General features: G+C 67.9%; 17 protein-coding genes and 4 pseudogenes. 12 read left to right on the top strand and 9 right to left on the bottom strand.

Going from position 1 to position 19,576, the window contains the following annotated elements; all coding sequences use genetic code 11:
• Positions 1–131 precede the first annotated feature (131 nt).
• Positions 132–770, top strand: coding sequence for an NAD-dependent epimerase/dehydratase family protein (locus AB5J87_RS04515; protein ID WP_369374168.1), 639 nt, complete (start codon positions 132–134; stop codon positions 768–770).
• Here AB5J87_RS04515 and AB5J87_RS04520 read toward each other — a convergent pair.
• The gene (locus tag AB5J87_RS04520; RefSeq protein ID WP_369374170.1) at positions 763–1,632 is read right to left on the bottom strand and encodes a glycosyltransferase family 2 protein; all 870 of its coding nucleotides are present in this window, start codon (positions 1,630–1,632) and stop codon (positions 763–765) included. The two genes, AB5J87_RS04515 and AB5J87_RS04520, sit on opposite strands and share 8 nt — an antisense overlap.
• A 207-nt stretch (positions 1,633–1,839) precedes the next feature.
• Between AB5J87_RS04520 and AB5J87_RS04525 the strand changes: the two genes are divergently transcribed.
• The 6 genes from AB5J87_RS04525 to AB5J87_RS04550 all read left to right on the top strand — a co-directional run bounded on the left by AB5J87_RS04525 (position 1,840) and on the right by AB5J87_RS04550 (position 6,101).
• On the top strand, positions 1,840–2,445 hold the full coding sequence (locus AB5J87_RS04525; protein WP_369374172.1) for a hypothetical protein: 606 nt from the start codon (positions 1,840–1,842) through the stop codon (positions 2,443–2,445).
• Entirely contained in the window at positions 2,445–3,833 is a 1,389-nt protein-coding gene (locus tag AB5J87_RS04530) for a hypothetical protein (protein WP_369374174.1), read from the top strand. Before AB5J87_RS04525 ends, AB5J87_RS04530 begins: the two co-directional genes overlap by 1 nt.
• The gene (locus AB5J87_RS04535) at positions 3,833–4,051 is read left to right on the top strand and encodes a hypothetical protein (RefSeq protein WP_369374176.1); all 219 of its coding nucleotides are present in this window, start codon (positions 3,833–3,835) and stop codon (positions 4,049–4,051) included. Before AB5J87_RS04530 ends, AB5J87_RS04535 begins: the two co-directional genes overlap by 1 nt.
• Before the next feature lie 38 nt (positions 4,052–4,089).
• A complete protein-coding gene (locus tag AB5J87_RS04540; protein ID WP_369374178.1) occupies positions 4,090–4,587 on the top strand; it encodes a hypothetical protein in 498 nt (165 codons plus the stop codon).
• Entirely contained in the window at positions 4,584–4,712 is a 129-nt protein-coding gene (locus AB5J87_RS04545; RefSeq protein ID WP_369374180.1) for a hypothetical protein, read from the top strand. Before AB5J87_RS04540 ends, AB5J87_RS04545 begins: the two co-directional genes overlap by 4 nt.
• A gap of 189 nt (positions 4,713–4,901) precedes the next feature.
• On the top strand, positions 4,902–6,101 hold the full coding sequence (locus AB5J87_RS04550; protein WP_369383352.1) for an IS256 family transposase: 1,200 nt from the start codon (positions 4,902–4,904) through the stop codon (positions 6,099–6,101).
• Between the two features lie 34 nt (positions 6,102–6,135).
• Here AB5J87_RS04550 and AB5J87_RS04555 read toward each other — a convergent pair whose 3' ends face one another.
• Positions 6,136–7,146, bottom strand: coding sequence for a major capsid protein (locus AB5J87_RS04555; RefSeq protein ID WP_369374182.1), 1,011 nt, complete (start codon positions 7,144–7,146; stop codon positions 6,136–6,138).
• Between the two features lie 80 nt (positions 7,147–7,226).
• Between AB5J87_RS04555 and AB5J87_RS04560 the strand changes: the two are divergent.
• The 4 genes and pseudogenes from AB5J87_RS04560 to AB5J87_RS04575 form a co-directional block, all read left to right on the top strand.
• Positions 7,227–7,917, top strand: a pseudogene (locus tag AB5J87_RS04560) (IS5 family transposase); the annotation flags it as partial.
• Between the two features lie 533 nt (positions 7,918–8,450).
• Positions 8,451–10,232, top strand: coding sequence for a reverse transcriptase domain-containing protein (locus AB5J87_RS04565; RefSeq protein ID WP_369374185.1), 1,782 nt, complete (start codon positions 8,451–8,453; stop codon positions 10,230–10,232).
• A 107-nt stretch (positions 10,233–10,339) separates the two neighbouring features.
• Positions 10,340–10,462, top strand: a pseudogene (locus AB5J87_RS04570) (IS5/IS1182 family transposase); the annotation flags it as partial.
• A gap of 399 nt (positions 10,463–10,861) precedes the next feature.
• Positions 10,862–11,139: pseudogene (locus AB5J87_RS04575) on the top strand (transposase); the annotation flags it as partial.
• 516 nt (positions 11,140–11,655) lie between these two features.
• Here the strand turns inward: AB5J87_RS04575 and AB5J87_RS04580 are convergent.
• The 7 genes and pseudogenes from AB5J87_RS04580 to AB5J87_RS04610 form a co-directional block, all read right to left on the bottom strand.
• Positions 11,656–13,005, bottom strand: coding sequence for a lipase family protein (locus tag AB5J87_RS04580; RefSeq protein WP_369374187.1), 1,350 nt, complete (start codon positions 13,003–13,005; stop codon positions 11,656–11,658).
• Between the two features lie 286 nt (positions 13,006–13,291).
• A pseudogene (locus AB5J87_RS04585) lies at positions 13,292–13,506 on the bottom strand (FUSC family protein); the annotation flags it as partial.
• 9 nt (positions 13,507–13,515) lie between these two features.
• Entirely contained in the window at positions 13,516–14,634 is a 1,119-nt protein-coding gene (locus AB5J87_RS04590; protein WP_369374189.1) for a competence/damage-inducible protein A, read from the bottom strand.
• 240 nt (positions 14,635–14,874) lie between these two features.
• Entirely contained in the window at positions 14,875–15,582 is a 708-nt protein-coding gene (gene fabG, locus AB5J87_RS04595) for a 3-oxoacyl-ACP reductase FabG (RefSeq protein WP_369374191.1), read from the bottom strand.
• A 91-nt stretch (positions 15,583–15,673) separates the two neighbouring features.
• Positions 15,674–16,771, bottom strand: a complete 1,098-nt coding sequence (locus AB5J87_RS04600; protein ID WP_369374193.1) for an NADH:flavin oxidoreductase/NADH oxidase — start codon at positions 16,769–16,771, stop codon at positions 15,674–15,676.
• Positions 16,772–16,820: 49 nt separating this feature from the next.
• Complete coding sequence (gene galE / locus AB5J87_RS04605) at positions 16,821–17,804, bottom strand: UDP-glucose 4-epimerase GalE (RefSeq protein ID WP_369374195.1); 984 nt, start codon at positions 17,802–17,804, stop codon at positions 16,821–16,823.
• 49 nt (positions 17,805–17,853) lie between these two features.
• Positions 17,854–18,297: a methylglyoxal synthase gene (locus tag AB5J87_RS04610; protein ID WP_369374197.1), complete on the bottom strand. Its 444-nt coding sequence runs from the start codon at positions 18,295–18,297 to the stop codon at positions 17,854–17,856.
• A 295-nt stretch (positions 18,298–18,592) separates the two neighbouring features.
• Here AB5J87_RS04610 and AB5J87_RS04615 point away from each other — a divergent pair, with 295 nt between their 5' ends.
• The gene (locus AB5J87_RS04615; protein ID WP_369374199.1) at positions 18,593–19,471 is read left to right on the top strand and encodes a helix-turn-helix transcriptional regulator; all 879 of its coding nucleotides are present in this window, start codon (positions 18,593–18,595) and stop codon (positions 19,469–19,471) included.
• The last annotated feature ends 105 nt before the right edge of the window (positions 19,472–19,576 follow it).

Here is a 19,576-nt window from a genome sequence, read left to right on the forward strand (position 1 = left end):
ACGGCGCCCCAAGCTCCGCCCGTTCCCACTGGCAGTCGGCCGGGCGGACAACGGCGCCGACCGGTCCCCGAGGCCGGTCGGCGCCCGCAGCAACCCCAACGAGATCTCCCTCCCGGCGTGAAGGACGTCCCATGTCTCTCGAACAGCACCTTGCCGGAAAGACCGTGCTGGTCACGGGGGCCGGTGGGCTGATCGGCAGCCGCATCGTCGCGCGGCTGCGGCAGGCCGGGGCGCGCCCCGTCTCGGTGTGCAAGCTCGACGCCTACCCCCCGGACGTCTACCGGCGCCGGTTCGGCATCGACCCGCTGGGCCCGGACTTCATCATCGGGGACATCGCGGACCCGAGGCTGATGCCCACGGTCGTGCCCGGCTGCGACTACGTGATCCACGCTGCCGCCCTCGCGGATGTCGCCGCGTGCACCCGGCGCCCGCTGGACGCCATCGCCACCGCCACCCTGCACGCCCTGGTCGCCCAGGGCGCGCACAACGAGACGGTGAACATCGGCACGGGCACCGCCACCACCATCCGCCAGGTCGCCGAGCTCGTTTCCGCGCGCTACCCCGGCACCACGCTCATCTCGGCACCGATGCCGCCGGGCGACCCGGAGGGCGGCTACGCCAGCGTCGAGCGGATGCGGACGGTGCTGGGCTGGCAGCCGGGCATCACGGTCGAAGAGGGCATTGCCCGGTACGCGGCCTGGCTCGCCGCGTCCCCCGATGCCATCCCGGACTGGCTGCACCCCACACCGGCCACTCCGGTCGCTAGATGACCGGCGGGCGGCCGAGCCGGGTCATGCGCCACACGGTGCGCCAGCGCATCGGCTGCCGTCGGCCGCACGGGGTGCGCCAGCCTTCGGCGAACCCCGAAAACCACGCCCTCAGCCCGGCCAGGTCGCGGGTGCGGGCCACGGTCAGGGCGATCCACGTACCGAGGTAGACGGGCACGAGAGGAGCGGGCAGGTGGCGGCGGGCCAGGTAGACGCGGTTGCGGGCGGTCATCCGGTAGAAGAACGTGTGCCGGGCCGGGGAGGTGCGGGGGTGCTGGAGCAGGAGCTGCGGCTCGTACACGACCCGCCACCCTCCATCCAGTGCCCGCCAGGCCATGTCGGTCTCCTCGTGGGCGAAGAAGAACGTCTGGGGCCAGTCGCCGACCTGGCGCAGCATGCGGTTCGACAGCGCGTGGCCGCCGCCGAGGAAGGTGGTGACCTCGCCGCCCTGCATCGGGTCACCGGCGCGAAGCCGCGGGACGTGGCGGCGCTGGGTGATGCCGCTCTCATCCGCGATACGGAAGCTCACGATCCCCAGCGTGGGGTCGTTCTCGTACAGGTCGCTGATGCGGGCGATGACGTCGTCGGCGACCAGCAGCCCGTCGTCATCGAGGTCCACGACCACGTCGACGTCCCGCAGATGCTCCAGCGCGACGTTGCGGCCGCCGGTGACCCCGAGGTTCTCGGCCAGCTCCACCCGCTCGACCCAGCCGGGCAGATCGGCAGGGAGCGTGCAGCCGTTGCCGACGAGTACGGTCCGCGCGGGCTTGACCGTCTGGGCCTCGACCGATGCCAGGAGCTCGGCGAGTTCCTTGGGCCGCGTCCCCATGGTCAGCACGGCCACGCCCACCTTGATGCCCACCAACGTCTCTTCATCCTTTCGAGGAGTCCCGTGTCCTCAGCACGAACGCCGCGGCCTGCCCCAGCGTCCCTGCACGAGAGGGCGGTTCAGCGGTCGCTTCCGGCCCACCAGTACCTGGATCAGGCCACCGTGGACTGGATCGCCCAGAACCGGCCCACGCCCGCGCTCGCGCCCATGCCGTTCACCCTCCCACAACCTCGGCGTCGCTTTGTGCCGGAGTCCGCCTGGTTCGCCGACCCCCGGCTGGCCGACTCCCTCCACGGCATCCGGCACCAGGGCCGTGTCTGCGTGCTGGCCGATCTCCTGGCCCAGCACCACCAGCTCAGCCCAGACGACGCGGCAGCCCTGTGCCTGGCCGCGGCCGTCCACGACTGCCGGCGCCACCACGACCGGGCCGATACCGGGCACGGCCGGCGGGCCGCCCTGTGGCTCCAGCGCCACAGCGACACGGTCCTCACCGTCCTCGGCCAGGACCTGCCCGTCCGCTCCCTGGTCCGGGCGGCGGTGGCCATCCGCCTCCACGACGTGCCCCACGAGGCGTTCACCCGTCCCCAGAGCCGCGCCTACCAGCAGGCCCCGCACCTGGTCGACCTGCTGAAGACGGCTGACGCCCTGGACCGCTACCGCCTGCCCCTCAAGCGCTGGTGGCCCGACCTCACCCGGCTTCGCGCCGCCGCCCCGGCCTGGCTGCCCACGGTCGCCTTCGAACTGGTGATCCGCAGCGAACGGGCCCGCCTCAACGGCGCCCCCCACCAACAGGCGATGGACGACGCCTGCCGACTCTTCACCACACCTGCGAAAGGAGAGCGGTTCTGATGGACACCGCATGGGATCACGCCCACATCGACCACACCCTCCCCATCCCGCCCGTCCCGGCTCCGGCCGGGCTCGCAGAAAGCCCCGCCGAGTGGAGCCAGCGCCTTGCCGACGCTCCCCACGGCTGGCTCCTGCGGGACAACGCGATGACCCGCACTCTCACCGGTGGCGGCCCCATCCGCCTGATGCACACCACCGTCGCCCTCGACGCGATCCGTGCCAGCGGACACCTGTACGCGTCCTCGGGCTGCCTCGTCGCCGCCCTGTACTGCGCCCCCCTCACCCCCGAGCCGGACGGGCTGCGCCCCCACAACCTCGGCCAGTACCTCCTGGAGACCAAGCCGCACACCGACACGCTGGTCATCGAGATCACCCCCGACGCCCCGGTCCCGCCCAAGGGCATCGACTACCTGCGCCTGGGCCCCATCCACCTGCGCACGCACCTCCAGCACGCGGCGTTTTTGACCCCGGCCGAAGAAGAGCACCTGCGCCGCACGGTCATGGCCCGGCTGCGGGCCGCCGCGCCGTTCCTCGACCTCGCCCTGGCCAACGCGTCCGGCACCCAGACCCCGGCCGCCGTGTTCACCGACCAGCTCGCCGCGGCCGTCCCCCACATCCCGTTCCTGGGCTACCTGTACTTCGAAGTGCTGTCCGAGTACCTGATGCTCCACTCCACCACCGCACAGACGAGGGCGTACGCCGAGCGCGGGGAGCTGAACAACCGGCTCTACAAGCACCTGGCCCACGCGGCGGTCGACGGCATGGACCAGCTGTTCGACCTCGCCCGCTTCCACCCCGACCACCAGCAGCTGACCGCGCTGACCGGACAGATCGACCCCTCCCTCGCAGCAGGCGCGGCCGAGTACACCCGGCGCCGCCTGTCCCACCTCTTCGCGTGCCTCGCACTCGATCCGGGCGAAGAGGCGGCGGCCTTCACCTTCCGCCGCCGGTCCTTCGCCGCGCTCACCGATGCCGCGCCCGGCCTGATGGGGCAGCTCCTGTTCCGCGAGATGCGGATCATGGACCGCTACCCCCAGCTCTACGCCTGTCTGGAGCACGCCAAGGCGCTGGAAGCCTGGAACTACTGGAACACCGAAGGCATCCCCACCCCCTTCAACGGCTTCCTGCCCAAGGGGGAGATCGGCGTCAACCCCGCCTACCCGCGCGCCACCTGCACGGTGTGGGCGGCCAAGACCTGCTCGAAGGGGCTGCTGCACCCCGTGGAACAACTCGACGTCGCGTTCCTGCCGCGCCTGGCCGACCTCGGCCAGACCGCCATGCGCCGAGACGGGGCCGGCCGGGCCGCAGGCCACCTCAAGGCATTCCGCGACGGCCAACGTCCAGACGGCGTCCCCGGCCGCCTTCCCTCCAGACGCGGGGCGTTGTGATGGAGAGCCACATACCGCACGCCGGGCCCGGCTTCCACTGCCACAGCTGCTGGAAGGCCCAGCAGGCCCGGCTGGACGAGGAGAAAGCGAAGGCCGAGGCGAAAGAGCGGGCCAGCGAGCGCATCGGCCCCGCGCTGGTCGCCGCCGCCCTCGCACTGCTGGTGATCGCCGGTCTCTGGTTCGGCTTCGTCTGGGCCCTCCTCCACGTCTTCAGCTGACCGCCCCTTCCTCTCTCCTCCAGGACCAGGAGCCCGTCATGCGCACAGACCCGCGAATACGCCACGCCCTCAACTGCCTAGCCACCACCGCCGCCCTGGCCGTCACTCTGGGGGCCGAGGGCAGCGGCTGCTCCTCCAGCAGCAGCTCGGGGACCTCCGACAAAGGCGTCACCTACTCCGGCAATGTGCTGCTCGGCCGCTACACCCAGCGGATCTCCGAGCCGTACGTAACCAGCGGACGCATCACCGGATACGCCGACGCCGTCTGCCGGGCCGCCGTCCTGCGCCACGAACTGACCGTGATCCTCAACAAGCGGACCGCCAGCGGAACTTGGGCAGAGCAGAACCGCGCCGCCTACCAGGCAGCCCCCGGCATCAACGTCACGAAGAAGGCCACGGTCACCATCGGCTGCGTGCCAGGGTTCTACCGGACCCGCCTCACCGCGTCCGTCGACATGCTGTCGGACAAGAACGGCGGCGACTCCGGACAGGCCCACACCTCCGGCGTGGCCGTGAACAAGGAGCAGCGCACATGAGCCCAGACAACACCGCCAAGGACAAACCCGAGCCGGTCCACGCGCTCACGCTCGGCGGCGGCTCGACCTCCCTGCCGGTGCGGCTATGGCACCGCCTCGTCGCACTGCTGCGGCGCCAGGCGTAGAAGGCGGCCCCGGCCTCCGCGGGGCGTGTCCGGAAGATCGTGTAAGTCCGTGATCTGAGAGTGTGGCGGGTTCTGTCTGGCCCCGTCCCTCCGGAAAGGCAAGATCGCGTGACTGAGACCCATATATCCGAGCCCGCTGCCGGTGAGACGGTCCTTGCTGAGCAGGTCGACGCTCTGGTCGAGCAGCTGATGGACTCCGCGGACGCCGCTGGTGCCCCGCTGGCCGGGGAGGGCGGGCTGCTGCAGCAGTTGTCCAAGGCCCTGCTCGAGCGGGCTCTGCAGGCCGAGATGAGAGAGCATCTCGGCTATGAGAAGGGCGATCCGGTCGGCCGCGGTTCGGGCAACAGTCGGAACGGCACGGCCGCGAAGACCGTCCTCACTGACGTCGGCCCGGTCGAGGTGGAGGTGCCGCGCGACCGCAATGGCGACTTCGAACCGGGAATCGTTCCGAAGAACGCCCGCCGGTTGTCCGGCTTCGACGAGCAGGTCCTGGCGCTCTACGCCCGCGGCATGTCCGTGCGCGACATCCGGTCCTATCTGGCGAAGATGTACGGCACCGACGTCTCGCCGGACCTCATCTCGAAGGTGACCGACGCGGTCAACGACGAGATCACAGCGTGGCAGTCACGGCCGCTGGACTCGCTGTGGCCGGTCGTTTACATCGACGCGCTGTGGATCAAGGTGCGGGACGGCAAGGTGGCAAATCGTCCCGTCTATCTCGCAGCCGGCGTCGACCTGGACGGCTGCAAGCATGTCCTCGGCCTGTGGATCGGCAAGGACGGCGAGGGCGCCCGCCAGTGGCTCACGATCCTGGGCGAGTTGAAAGCGCGCGGAGTTGAGGACGTGCTCGTTGCCTGCTGCGACGGGCTCCCGGGGCTGCCGGACGCCATCAACGCCGCCTGGCCTCGAACGACTGTTCAAACATGCGTGATCCACTTGGTGAGGGCCTCTCTCCGATACGCGTCGAAGGCCGACCACGGCAAGCTCGTGCCGGCGCTACGGAAGATCTACACGGCGCCGACCGAACAGGCCGCCGAGCAGGCCATGGAGGAGTTCACCACCTCTGACCTGGGACGCAAGTACCCCGCTGTGGTTCGCACTTGGTCCCAGGCATGGCAGGACTTCGTGCCCTACCTGGCGTTCCCGCCCGAGATCAGGAAGGTGATTTACAGCACCAACATGATCGAGTCGATCAACGCGCGGCTACGTAAAGTCACCCGAAACCGCGGCCACTTCTCGACCGAGCAGGCCGCGGTCAAGGTGCTCTACCTGGCCATCCGTGAGCTGATCGAGCCCAAGACGCGCAGCAAGACACACGTCGCGCCGCACTGGAAAGCGGCACTGAACGCGTTCTCGATCTACTTCCAGGACCGTATTACCCTCAACTGAAACCCCAGGACTTACACGGAGTCACTGACACGCCCTACATCACCGGCATCGCGACGGCCGATCCCTTGGACCACACGGAGACCGGGTCGTCCGTGTAGCCGGTGGTCACGACGATGCCCGGAGCGTCCTCGCGGGTGATCGCCGGGTTCGTGCCGCGCGACAGCACCAGGGACTCGGCGGTCACGCCGTACTGGGTCTCGGCCCACGACTGCGGGTCCGGCGGGACCAGCACCCACAGGTTCTCGGGCAGCGCCCGCTGATAGACGTCATCGACGGGGATCTGCACGTCGTATGGCGTGATCGGCGGGAGGTTGTACCGGGATCGCACGACCTCCACCTCGTTCGGGGACAGGACTGCCGTCGGGATGCTGGAGCCGCTCACGCTGCCGTAGTACGCGGCCCTGTAGGCGGCATTGCCCGCGAGGGTCGCCTGGGCCTTGTACGAGGTGATCACGCGCTCGGGGGTCGGTGCGCCGATCGACCGCAGGTACTCGATCCACCGCCGCTCGTCCGCGATCGGGTCACTGGTCGGATCGCTCCACGGCTTCGGGGCCGTCGGCATGTTGGCGGCCGGGACACCGAAGTCGGCCTCCAGGGTCAGCCCGTTCTCGCCGTTCAGCGTGAACCGCCCGGTGGCAAGCAGGCCACCGGCCGCCAGCTCCATCCGGTTGTGGATGGACTCGATGTGCCGCTCGATGTCGTCGTACAGGGCTTCCACGAAGTCACTCGTGTCGGCGCCCCGGGCGGTGTCGAGGAGGATCTGCTCCAGTTCACCGACGAGCAGCTTCTGGCCGACGGGCGGCAGGAGACCCTCGGTGATGATGCGCTCGGCCTGACGGCGGGCCACCGCCGTGGACGTGTCGTACGCCCGGAACTTCGCGGCGTTGACCCGCCGCTTGGAGCTTCGGACACGGAACTTGACGCCGTTCAGGCGCCGTTCCGGGACGACAGACCGCGTCAGCTCGTAGTCGGCCGGGGTGATGATGGTCCGCGCGAAGGCGTTGACGTCGGTGGCGTCGATGTCGCGCAGCAGTGCGTCGAGCATGGTCGAGAAGCTCCCTTACTGGCTCTAACAAAAGTGGTTTGATCATGTGACTGTCGGCTTGATCGCTCGTTGATGTGGTCATGGGGAAGCGTCAGTCGCGGCCGTGGATCGTGTCGGACGAACTGTGGTCGCTCATCGAGCCGTTGCTGCCCGAGCCGCCGTTGAAGCAGGTGGAAGGGCGTCCACGCGTGCCTGACCGGCAGGCCCTGTGCGGGATCCTGTTCGTCCTGCACACCGGGATCCAGTGGGAGTATCTGCCGCAGGAGCTCGGCTTCGGCTCGGGCATGACCTGCTGGCGGCGCCTGGCCGCCTGGAACGAAGCCGGCGTCTGGGACCAGCTGCACCAGCTGCTGCTGAACAAGCTGCGGTCGAAGAACCAGCTCGACTGGTCCCGGGCGGTGATCGACTCCTCCCACGTCAGGGCCGCACGCAGAGGCCCAAAAGCGGACCCAGCCCGGTCGACCGCGCACGCCCGGGCAGCAAACACCACATCCTCACCGACGGCCAGGGCATCCCGCTGGCGGTGTCGCTGACCGGCGGAAACCGCAACGACATCACCCAGCTCCTGCCCTTACTGGACAAGATCCCCGCCTGGCGGGCCTCGTCGGCCGCCCACGCAGACGCCCCGACATGCTCTTTGCCGACCGCGGCTACGACCACGACAAATACCGCCGGCTCCTGTGGCAGCGCGGGATCCGTCCCGTCATCGCCCGACGAGGCGAGCCGCACGGCACCGGCCTGGGCACCTTCCGCTGGGTCGTCGAACGGACCATGTGCGCCACGTGGCGCTCTGTTTGTATCCCCGGTTCAGCCGGGAGGAACTCGGAAGGAGGTTTCTGGGCCAGATGACTTACCTGGATCCGAAAGGTGAAGGGGACAACAGAATGTCAGAAAACCAGTGACCGGGCTCAGTTGTCAGGGACGGTGTGCTGGGTGGCCCGCGCGATATGGCGAAGGCTGGATTGCTTGAAGCCCAATCTCCAGAAGATGCAAGTTCCCATCCGCCGGAAAGACGACTGAAACCGGCGCCGCGCTCTGCACTGGACCGATCGTTATCCGGTGCACTTCCGGAGCGCGGAGCGATGCCCAGCGAGGGCATTCAAGGAGATGAATGGGACGCCTACGTCGCGCTATGACGTACAGCAGAGACGAACGTGGGATCGCCTACGGGACGCGAGTCCTATGGCGACGGAGGCCCCGTAGTAGTCGCCGGAGCAACGCCCGGCCAGGGAGGACGGGAAAGCCGTCCGCAGGGCGAAGGGGGCCAGGTGATTCGGACGCCCGAGACTCGGGAGGTATGCGAAATGCAGAGCGCCGAAACGGTGCTGGGTGTCCTGCGTGAGCGCGGCAGGCGTGGTCTGTCGTGTGACGAACTGTATCGGCAGATGTCCAACCCGCAGTTATATCTGCTGGCTTACGGGCGCATCTACGCTAACCATGGCGCGATGACACCCGGAGTCACGAGGGAAACAGTGGACGGCATGTCCCAACGGAAGATCGAACGCATCATTGATGCGATACGCCACGAGCGTTACCGATTCCGTCCAGTACGCCGCGTGAACATCCCGAAGAAGAACGGGAAAACGCGGCCGCTGGGACTGCCGACGTGGTCGGACAAGCTCGTTGGTGAAGTGGTGCGCCTCCTACTGGAAGCGTATTACGAGCCGTCGTTCTCCAACCACTCTCACGGGTTCCGGCCCCGAAAGGGATGCCACACCGCCTTGCGCGAGGTGGGTCATACCTGGACCGGGACTTCCTGGTTCGTTGAGGGAGACATCGCCGACTGTTTCGGGAGCCTGGACCATGAGGTTCTGCTCTCGACCCTCGGCGAGAAGATTCACGACAACCGCTTCCTTCGGCTGGTGCGCAACATGCTGACGGCCGGATACGTAGAGGACTGGAGGTGGGGAGCCACGCTCTCCGGAGCGCCGCAAGGCGGAGTGGCTTCCCCGATCCTGTCCAACATCTACCTGCACAAGTTGGATGAGTTCGTCGAGAAGGTTCTTATTCCGGAATACACCCGAGGGGAACGCCGGGCTCGTAACCTGGAATACCTCATGGTGGCGAATGTGCTGGCACGGGCACGCCGGCGCGGCGACAGGGCGGAAGCCCGACGGCTGCGTCAGCACATGCACAGTCTGCCAAGCTCCGACCCGGATGATCCGGAGTACAGGCGACTGCGCTATGTCCGTTACGCCGATGACCACTTGCTCGGGTTCACCGGACCGAAGGCCGAAGCCGAAGAAATCAAGCAGCGTCTGGCCGAGTTCTTGCGTGACGAACTCAAGCTAGAACTCTCCCAGGATAAGACGCTGATCACCCATGCCAGAACCCAGGCGGCACGGTTCCTCGGCTACGAGATCACCACTCAGCAGAACAGCAACAAGGTCACCCGCGGCCGTCGAGCGGTCAACGGACAGATCGCGCTGCGAGTCCCGCTGGATGTGATCAAGGCCAAATGTTCCCCGTATCTTGATCGCGGAAAACCCGCGAAACAACCGGCCCTGTTGAACAGCGACGACCACGCCATCATCGCCACCTTCGGGACCGTCTATCGGGGAATCGTCCAGTACTACCTGTTGGCCGGGGACGTCCACCGGCTGCACCGCCTGCGATGGGTCATGGAGACCTCGATGCTCAAGACCCTGGCAGGAAAACACCGTTCAACAGTTTCAAAGATGGCGGCGAAGTACAAAACCACCTTCGAGACACCGAACGGGCCTCGCGTTGCTTTCGAAGCCCGAATTGAACGGAAGAACAGGAAACCACTGGTCGCACGGTTCGGTGGCATTCCACTCCAACGGCAGCGGACGGCAGAAGTCGTCGACCGCGAGCCGGTCCGGGTGGACTATCCGCAGAAGGAACTCGTCGCGAGACTCCTTGCGGATACCTGCGAGATCTGCGGAAGCAGGGGCAATGTTCAGGTTCACCATGTCCGTGCACTCGCCGACCTCGCGCATGCCGGATGGCAGCCATCTGACTGGGCGCGCGTCATGCTTCATCGACGCCGCAAAACGGTTGTGGCTTGCGATACTTGCCATGACCGAATCCATTCGGAGCGAGCTGTTAAACCACTCACGCAGTAGTCACTGGAGAGCCGGATGACAGGAAACCGTCATGTCCGGTTCGGCGGGAGGCCGTGCGGAAAAGGACTCGCCTTCGGCGGGCACCTCGCCGCGCGGCCCACCCATCCTCCTGGCTCCACGGCTTCCGCCGCCTCCGCATCCGATGGGAACGACGCGACGACATCCACGAAGCCTTCCTCGGCCTCGCCGTCTGCCTGATCACCCACCGCCACGTCCAACGCCTTTGTTAGGGCCAGTTAGACGATAGAAGGCGCTCTCACCTCTCCAAGTAGCAGGCGGAGCGGATGGCGATTAGAGCGCTCGGCGGGACGTGCTTGAGGATGCAACGACACCCTCGTGGATCGAGCGGAAAGGAGGTCTCCGAGGGCGGCTCGTACCGACCGGCGCGGTAATTAGCCCTCGTCGGCGCCTCGGGTTGCGCATCCGAATATCAGTGGTCACCCCTATCGTCGACACCAGTAATTTCAGAGGGCTCCAGGGGAAACAGTGACCGACAGGCAGTGGCAAGCGAGGCGGTCCACGGGTTCCGGCGGCTCAGCCAGGCGCAAGCGCGTCGTGTCGACGGCGGTCATGGAGGCCGAAGGGTGTCTCGCCGACCTGAAGCACGGACGCCGCGCCGCTCTCGAACCCTCGCCGCAGCAGGCCCGAAGGCGCTCACTGCGATCCGGTCGGCGCGGGCCGAGGTACGGTCGCGCGCGTCTGGGAACTGGCCGGGGCGAACGCTCCTGCCGCCGACGGGCAGGTGATCGTGGACATCGACGGCATGCTCGTCCTTGCACACTCCGACAAACAGGACGCCACCGCGACCTGGAAGAAGACCTTCAGCCACCATCCGCTCGTCGCGTTCGTCGACCACAGCCCAGCCGGGTCCGGAGAGCCGGTGGCCGCGCTGCTGCGGCCCGGCAACGTCGGCGACCAAGATCCGGACCATATGCGGACCAGCCTCCTTCCGGCCGACTCCATGGCCGCCATTCTGGCTGTTCAACGGCTTATCCGGCCTGTACCACCAACAGACGAAGAACTTGCTCGTCTCGTACTCGGCGAAGAAGCTGGGCTTCTTCTAGGGACCCAGAAAAATGCGCCTGACCTGGGGTTTTCCCGGTCAGGCGCCTTTCGGCCGGCCCACTCATAGTGTCCACAGGGACGAGTTCCCGCAGCGGCCCTAAGAGTCGTCCCGTAATCCAGCGAGGCTGAGGGGCATGCGGTGTCCGGGCTGGTGCCGTCGGCGCCGACGGCACCAGCCGAGTGAAGCGAACGTCCGAGGTCGCGGATCCTGTCCGTGGGCAAGGCACGGTGGGAGTAGGCGATGCCAATGTGCGGACGAAACACCGCAGCCGACTTCCGGAATGGCAGACCGTGGTACTCCCCGACCTCATGGAGCATCTGATAGAGGTCCAGGATCGGCGTCCAGGGTGCGACGCTGTCATCCGGCGGGGACCGTCTCGTCAGCCGCAAGTGAGTTGCCTTCGGCGATGCTGCCGCAGGAGGACGGGCCCTCCTCGCCGGCGAACCGGGCGCGCAGCCAGGCGAGCGCGGTGGGCACCGTGGCCGTGGGCGCGGTCAAGTGGCTGAGGACGTCGTACTGCTGGTACCAGACCGCGGCGTCGCCCTCGGCGCAGTACTTCCGCGCCAGCGCCCGTGTGTCCCCGGCGACCGTGATGCCGTCGCCCGAGCCGATGCCCGCGATGTTGCTCGTGGTTCCCTCCAGGAAGCCGGCATTGCCCTGACCGATGTAGCCGGGGACGGTCGGGGTCGGTGCCAGGCCGAGGTTGGACTTGTTGACCGCCTCGACGAGCTCGGGTACGGAGTTCGGGTTCGCGTACTCCGGCTTCGCCATCTTCTTCCACGTCAGACCGGGGTAGTGGCCAAGCACGTCGGCGATCGAGGAGTGCTGGTGCTCGTCGACCAGCCGCTTGCCGTAGTCGTTCAGGTACTTCTTGAGGTCGAAGTCGTACGAACGCGCTTGCCCGATGAGCAACTCCGGGATGAGTCCGGACCACACCTGACTGCCTTCGATGTACCTGAGGATGTGCGAGGGCTTCACGAGGACCCCGCCCTCGGCGTATCCCACCAGGCGCTTGTTGACGTCAGGGGCGTACGTGGGCGCGAGGGAAGCGGCCCAGTTGGTTGCGACGGCGCCGCCGGAGTAACCCATGAGGCCGACGCGCGCATCGGTACTGATGCCGGTGCGCGACTCCGCGCTGGAAGCCGCACGCAGGGAGTCCAGCGTGTTGTACCCGTACTCGCGGGAGGCCGTGAGGTGGGCGGCCTGACCCTCGGTGTCGGGGAGGACGACGTCGTAGCCGGACAGCAGGAGCGGCGCCACGAGCGTGGACTCGCCGTTCGCGATCAAGCCGCCGGGCAGCTTGACGTCGCCCGCGACCGCCCGGGACGGACCGTCTTCGGGGTCGAGCGAGTCGTAGAACGACTGGTACGACACGACCTTGCGGCCGTCGCCAGCAGGGCTGCGCAGCACGGAGGTCACGCCTGCGGACGGGTGGCCCTGCGCGTCGGTGGTGCGGTAGAGCAGTTGCGTCGCCTGGAGGGGGGTCGCGATACCCAGGACGTGGTACGGCAGCGTCCGGACCTTGAGCACGTCCCCGGGACTGTACGAGGACAGCGGCTTGCTGCCGTTGTAGGTGTAGAACGCGTCGCTCCCGGCAGTCGTCGACGAGGGCCGCTCCTGAACGCCGGACGCGACAGTGGGCACGGCGGCGACGGCGAGGGCGACGACGCCCGTGATCCCGGCGTGCCACACTCTGAACTTACGCATGACTCTCCCCAACGGTGTAAGCGGATCAAAGAGATGACCGCTACGGCCCGAAGGAGGAGTGGCCAAAGGTTGGTTCCGGCGCAACCTAACAAAGGCACACGCCAGTTGACCAGAGTGCGCCAGACTCTTCACGGGACCAACGGCGGGTGAGTCAGTGACCCGCTCCGCCGATTCCCTTAGGGTGCGGCTCTTCTCCGGTGAGGTCGTTGTTCAGGCGGTGAGTTTGTAGTTGGCCTGGTCGGCGGCGGGAGGGAGGCGTCGGTGTTCGGCCTGGACGTGGTTACCGGTCCAGCGGCTCGATCACCTGACGGGCCCGCGCTCTACGGGCCCCAGCGGAGTGAACGGGTGCACCAGCGACGCCACCGAAAGCCTGACCCGGCCCAGCAGCAGCTCCAGTTCAGCGACACACCGGGCCGAGTCCGCAGTCGGCGAGCCAGCCGGGCGGGCCGCGGCTTCAGACGTGCGGGCGTGGACGCAGTGCAGTGCGCGCTGGATCCACGCGAACCTTGGTCAATTGTGTGGCGAGGGGTCGGGTTTGATGTGGAGGGTCGCGAGGGCGCGCAGGATGGACCAGGCGATGAACTCGGCTGCGCAGTCCAGGATTTCCGTGCCGAGGTTGGGCTGCACCATCTCGTATCGGCGGCTGTCCTGCTGGACGGCCACGTCGCACAACATTCGGACGGACCCGGAGTGGTCCTGGGGCGATCCCCCCTCCCAGATGCCCATGGCCTCGACCTCGATGGCGCCGAGCGACGCCTCGGGGTGGGCAGGGGCTCCCAGTATGTGGGAGAAGCGTCCGTGGGTGAGGCGGTCATGGATGTACAGCTCGTACGGGAATTCAGCGTTCCGGAGTTGTTCGAGTGCGCTGGTGTGGTCCGTGCTGACGATGTGGCCGTCGAGGGCGTGATTGATCTGCGCGGCGAGGCGCAGGTCCTGTTCCGGTGCGGCGTGCAGGGTAATGTCGACGTAGGGATAGGCCCAGCGGTAACTGACGGATGCCTGGCCGGGGTTAAGGGCCAGGAGGGCGTCGATGCGGGTGGCGACGTCGGGCTCGTGCAGTCCCAGGACGCGCCACCGTAGCGGCTCGGGGTGGCATGTGTGCCATCCGAGGTTGTCGAGGGCTGATTCGAGCATGGGCAGGCATTCCCTGGGCGGGCCGGGCAGGACCAGGACGTAGCGGCCGGCGACGGGGATGTGGGCTCCCCAGGCGGTGCCGTTGTCGTTGGGCAGCGGGATGCCGCCCTCCGGGAACTGGGCCTGGCGGCGGTTGTCGGGATGCGCTGGAATGCCGAAGCTGTCGAGGCGGTCGAGGATCGACTGCCAGACGGGGAGATTCTCGACGACGGGCACGCCCAGGGCGTCGGCGACGGCGAAACGGGTGACGTCGTCCGAGGTGGGTCCCAGGCCGCCGATCACGACGACGAGATCGTCGCCCGCCAGGCCCTGGGTCAGGGCCTGGGCGATGTCACAGGTCCGGTCGGCAACCGTGTGACGGGAACGGGTGGTGATCGAGCGGGCGGCGAGGATCCGGCTGGCCTCGGTGCCGTTGGTGTCGGTGATGTCACCGCGCAGGAGTTCGTCGCCGACAGTGACGACACAGGCCGTACGACGGTGGGGAAGAAGGGTCACGGGCGAGATTCTCCAAACGGAGGAAGAAGGGTCACGGACGTGCGTGGCCAGGCGGGCCGGTCCAGAGCGCGCAGGGCATCGGCGACCATGTCGGCGGTGACGGGGAACGGCATGCGGTAGCAGCCGGTGGGGCGGCGTGTGTCACCGCGCCGGCTGTGGCTGGTGAGGGCGAACAGGATGCTGTTGCCGACCATGTCCGGGCGGTTCTTCTTGTCAGGGACTGTGGTGGATTACGGTGTTTTACAGGCCGGAGCTGAGGCCGCCGTCGATGGTCAGGACGGTGCCGTTGATCGCGGCGGCGTCCGGGCCGGCGAAGAACAGGGCGGCCCGGGCGATCTCGTCGGGTTCTGCCGCGCGCCCCAGGGGGATGCGGGCGAGCAGGTCGGTGTGATGGCCTTCGGGAAGGTCGGCAGTCATGTCGGTGGTGACGAGGCCGGGGGCGATGACGTTCGCGGTGATGTTGCGGGAGCCGAGTTCCCGGGCGATGGAACGGGCCATCGCGGTCATGCCGGCTTTGGATGCGGCGTAGTTGGCCTGCCCGGCTGCCCCGGTGGCGCCGATGACGGAGGACAGGAAGATCATGCGCCCGTTGCGGGCCCGCAGCATGGGGCGGGCGGCCCGTTTGGCGACCCGGAAGGCACCGGTGAGGTTGGTGTCGATCACCCTGGTGAAGGCGGTCTCGCTCATCCCGAGCAGCAGACCGTCCGCGGTGATCCCCGCGTTCGCGACCAGCACCTCAACGCTCCCGTGTGCTTCTTCGACGGTGGTGAACGCCGTGTCCACAGCGGTGGTGCTGGTGACGTCGCAGGGCACGGCCAGCAGGCCGGGGTCCGGGGGCGGGGCAGTGCGGTAGGTGACGGCCACGTTGTCTCCGGCGGCGGCGAAGGCGCGGGCTATCGCCAGCCCGATGCCGCGGTTGCCGCCGGTGATCAGAACGGAACGGTTCACAAGATCCTCGCTCGAATAGGGGAACGCCGGTGGCGGGAGGGGAGGCAGCCTTTGGCGAGCCGCCTCCCCTCCCGCCTGCGGTCAGGGCGTGTCAGACGGCGTAGCCGTAGGAATCGGGCCAGCGCGTGGTGCCGCCGAGCTGTCGGGCGGCGCGCTGGGGCCAGTAGGGGTCGCGCAGCAGTTCCCGGCCCAGCAGTACGGCATCGGCCTGGCCGGTGGCCAGGATGCTCTCGGCCTGCCGTGCCTCGCTGATGAGGCCGACGGCGCCAACCGCCAGGTCGGTCCGGGCCCGCACCGCGGCGGCGTAGGGGACCTGGTAGCCGGGCCCGGCCGTGATCTTGGCGTCGTGGGCGATGCCGCCGCTGGAGACGTCCAGCAAGTCCACTCCGTGCACCAGGAGTTCCCTGGCCAGGCGGACGGTGTCCTCGCCGTCCCAGCCCCGGCGCGCGTCGTGGGGGTTTTCGGCGTACAGCCAGTCGGTGGCCGAGGTGCGGAAGAAGACGGGCAGTTCGTCCGGCCACACCGCACGCACCGCGTCGACGACTTCCAGGGGGAAGCGCAGCCGGTTCTCGAAACTGCCGCCGTAGGTGTCGGTGCGGTGGTTGCTGAACGGGGACAGGAAGGAGTTGATCAGGAAGCCGTGGGCGCCGTGCACTTCGGCGACCTTGAACCCGATCTCCAGGGCCCGCTCCGCGGCCTCGGCGAACTTCCTTACCAGTTGCTGGATCTGCTGGTTGGTCAGTTCCTGCGGGGCGGGAAAGGAGCCGTAGGCCACGGGACTGGGGCCGATGGTGCTCCAGCCGCCATCGGCGGGGGCGACGGGCATACCGCCGCGCCAGGGAGCGTCGGCCGATCCCTTGCGTCCGGAGTGCGCGAGCTGGATGGCGGGTACGACCCCGTGGTCCTCCAGGAACCGCACCACGCGCTTGAGCGCCTTGGCCTGGGTCTCGTTCCACAGGCCCAGACACCAGGGAGTGATCCGCCCCTCGGGCGCGACGGCGGTGGCCTCCAGCATGATCAGTCCCGCGCCGCCGGCCGCCCGGGACATCAGGTGCTGCAGGTGCCAGTCGTTGACCACCCCGGCCTGCGGCCCGGTGGCTTCGGCCTGGTACTGGCACATCGGCGCCATCCAGGCCCGGTTGGGGATCGTCAGCCCGCGCAGGGTGAGGGGAGAAAAGAGAATGCTCATCGTGAACCGCCTTGCCGGTAAGAAGAGTCAGAGGTGGGGAGGACAGGGATCAAGCGGGTCGGGCTTCGGGGTGCCGCAGGCACCAGCCCTGCCAGGCGGAGGCGACCATGTCGACGACGCTGTGGCGGGCCGTCCAGCCCAGCTCCCGCTGGATGGGGGTGGCATCCGCGACGACCTTGGCCGGGTCGCCGGGCCGGCGCGCGGTCACCACGGGTTCCGCGGTGTGGCCGGTGACCATGGTGATGACCTCGATCAGTTCCCGTACTGACAGCCCGCGGCCCTGGCCCACGTTGAAGGTCCGGGCCACGCCGTGCTGCTCGCGCAGGAATCGGGTGGCCGCCAGGTGGGCGGAGGCGATGTCCGCGACATGGATGTAGTCGCGTACGCAGGTGCCGTCCGGGGTCGAGTAGTCGTCCCCGAAGATCTCGGGCGGCAGGCCGGCGGTGAGCTTCTCGAAGACCATCGGCACCAGGTTCAGGACTCGCTTGTCCGTCATGTGCGGCGCCGCGGCACCGGCGACGTTGAAGTAGCGCAGGTTGATGACGTCCATGCCGAACGCGTGGTGGGCCGCCTCGCCGAGCCATTCACCGATCAGCTTCGTCTGCCCGTACGGGCTCATCGGCGCACAGGGGGTGTCCTCGGTGACCAGGTCCACGTCCGGCATGCCGTACACCGAGGCACTGGAGGAATACACCAGCTTGCGCACCCCGGCCCGCTGCATGGCCGCCAGCAGGACCCGGAACCCCTCGACGTTCTGGTGGTAGTGCGCCAGCGGCAGTTCCACGGACTCGCCGACCTGGGTTCGAGCCACCAGATTGACCACGCCCTCCACCTGGTGATCCTCGAACACCCCAGCCAGCGTGTGTTCGTCCAGGATGTTCCCGACGATGAGCGGGACCCGGTCGGGCACGTTGTGCTCGGCTCCGGTGGAGAGGTCGTCCAGTACGACGACGTTCTCCCCGGCGTCGTACATGGCCTTCACGACGTGGCTGCCGATGTAGCCGGCGCCGCCCGCCACAAGCCAGACCTTCATATGTGCACGCCCTTCAACAGTGTGTCTTCCTTCAGGAACACGACGCGGCTCACGCGACGTCGAGCTTCGCCGGGCCGGTGCCGTGGACGTCGTGCACGAGGTCGGAGAGCAGCAGGTCGGCACTGGCCGGATTCGGCGCGATCGGTACGTTGTGCACGACCGCGAGCCGCAGAAGTGCCCGCACATCGCAGTCATGCGCATGCGCGCTCAGTGGGTCGGTGAAGAAGACCACCATGGCGATCTTTCCTTCCACGATCATCGCGCCGATCTGCTGGTCGCCTCCCAGCGGCCCGCTCTCCACACAGTCGGCCGCCAGCCTCACCTCGGCCGCCAGCTGTGCGCCCGTCGTGCGGGTCGCCACCAAGCGGCATCTCTTCAGGACGTCTTGATGGCGACCGGCCCAGGAAATGAGCTCCGCCTTCTTCGCATCGTGCGCCACCAGCGCGATGGCTGCCCCAGAGCGCGTCTTCGACGGTCCCCCATGAATAGGCATACACCGTTCCTCTCCAATGAAATTACCTGAGGGCACACCAAACCCCTTCGACCTCGGGAGGATTGAGAGGAGACGTTCCGATCCAGAGAGCGGAAAGCCCGGCGCCCGGGAACCAACCATGCACGAGAGGGAGCTTCACTCGCTCTTCCGGCACTGAGAGTTGCGCTCCCCACGGAGATAGGCTCGGAGCTCCTGCCCCGCACGAGCAGATCACCAATGCACCAAGCCAGGAAGGCACTTATGAAGTACCGTGAGTCTCCGAATCCGGCGGCACCCGCCAGCCGAATGGAATGTCATGCATAACGAAAGTCAGGACGCCATCCATAACTATCCGACGGCGGGGCCGACTTTGGATGGAAGATCCGTTGCGCACCTGCTGCGCGCGTGGCGCAAACGTATCGACCGGCGGAGCATTCGTGAACTGCACGGCACGGCACAGCGCTCCAGCGCCTGCTTGTCCCAGGCCGACATGGGCCGGCTCACCGGTGTCAGTGAAGGCTGGTACCGCGCCCTGGAGTCGGGCCAGCAGCGGAACTTCTCCGACCGGTTCCTGACCCGTGTGGCAGCCGCGCTCCAGCTCACCGACGCCGAGACCCTCACCCTCTTCCTCGGCGTCACGGGCCGCAGGCCCCCCGACGGAACAGCCCAACCTCAGCACGTGAACCCGGCGGTCCTGGAACTACTGGAGAACCAGGCGCCGCACCCGGCCTACCTGTCGGATCGATCCTGGAACATCGTGGCGGCCAATTCGACGATGACTCAGTGGTTCCCTTGGTCGGCCGGGGACCGCGCGAACCTGATGCGCTGGGCCCTTCTGTCTTCCGAGGCCCGCCAGCAGCTCATGGACTGGGAAGACAACTGTGCCCGCGTCTATCTCGGCATGCTCCGGATGGCTGCCCACCGGGACGGCTGGCGCTCTCCCGTCGGGGCCCTGCTCGAAGAGATCCTGGCCCAGGACGCCGACTGCCGCCGCATCTGGGCCCAGGAACACGACGTGGTCGAACACCGTGACGGACACCGCTTCCGGCTGCGCCTGCCCGTCCACGGCCATACCGACGTCGAAGTGGCCAGCCACGTCCTGCTACCGGTCCAACGCACCGACCTGCGATTCGTCGTCATCACCCGGAAATCCGCCCCGACCGACATGTCAGCCAAGGGCGAGGCAGCACGCTGATGCCGCGCATCCGCTCCGGCCCGTCGCCAGGCAGGGCCCCCTTCACCACCGGGACACGGGCGCCGCCCTGGCCCCCTGCCCGGGGGCTCAGCGGTACGGCTGACC

It is taken from the genome of Streptomyces sp. cg36, from assembly GCF_041080675.1.
GTDB lineage: Bacteria > Actinomycetota > Actinomycetes > Streptomycetales > Streptomycetaceae > Streptomyces.

What these genes read in the sequence shown, in the direction of transcription:
- AB5J87_RS04540 (WP_369374178.1), top strand. Translation starts at nt 4,090, where the DNA reads ATGCGCACAGACCCGCGAATACGCCACGCCCTCAACTGCCTAGCCACC.
- AB5J87_RS04535 (WP_369374176.1), top strand. Translation starts at nt 3,833, where the DNA reads ATGGAGAGCCACATACCGCACGCCGGGCCCGGCTTCCACTGCCACAGC.
- AB5J87_RS04555 (WP_369374182.1), bottom strand. Translation starts at nt 7,146, where the DNA reads ATGCTCGACGCACTGCTGCGCGACATCGACGCCACCGACGTCAACGCC.
- galE (WP_369374195.1), bottom strand. Translation starts at nt 17,804, where the DNA reads ATGAAGGTCTGGCTTGTGGCGGGCGGCGCCGGCTACATCGGCAGCCAC.
- AB5J87_RS04515 (WP_369374168.1), top strand. Translation starts at nt 132, where the DNA reads ATGTCTCTCGAACAGCACCTTGCCGGAAAGACCGTGCTGGTCACGGGG.
- AB5J87_RS04580 (WP_369374187.1), bottom strand. Translation starts at nt 13,005, where the DNA reads ATGCGTAAGTTCAGAGTGTGGCACGCCGGGATCACGGGCGTCGTCGCC.
- AB5J87_RS04610 (WP_369374197.1), bottom strand. Translation starts at nt 18,297, where the DNA reads ATGCCTATTCATGGGGGACCGTCGAAGACGCGCTCTGGGGCAGCCATC.
- AB5J87_RS04545 (WP_369374180.1), top strand. Translation starts at nt 4,584, where the DNA reads ATGAGCCCAGACAACACCGCCAAGGACAAACCCGAGCCGGTCCACGCG.
- AB5J87_RS04550 (WP_369383352.1), top strand. Translation starts at nt 4,902, where the DNA reads ATGGACTCCGCGGACGCCGCTGGTGCCCCGCTGGCCGGGGAGGGCGGG.
- AB5J87_RS04565 (WP_369374185.1), top strand. Translation starts at nt 8,451, where the DNA reads ATGCAGAGCGCCGAAACGGTGCTGGGTGTCCTGCGTGAGCGCGGCAGG.
- AB5J87_RS04530 (WP_369374174.1), top strand. Translation starts at nt 2,445, where the DNA reads ATGGACACCGCATGGGATCACGCCCACATCGACCACACCCTCCCCATC.
- AB5J87_RS04615 (WP_369374199.1), top strand. Translation starts at nt 18,593, where the DNA reads ATGCATAACGAAAGTCAGGACGCCATCCATAACTATCCGACGGCGGGG.
- AB5J87_RS04600 (WP_369374193.1), bottom strand. Translation starts at nt 16,771, where the DNA reads ATGAGCATTCTCTTTTCTCCCCTCACCCTGCGCGGGCTGACGATCCCC.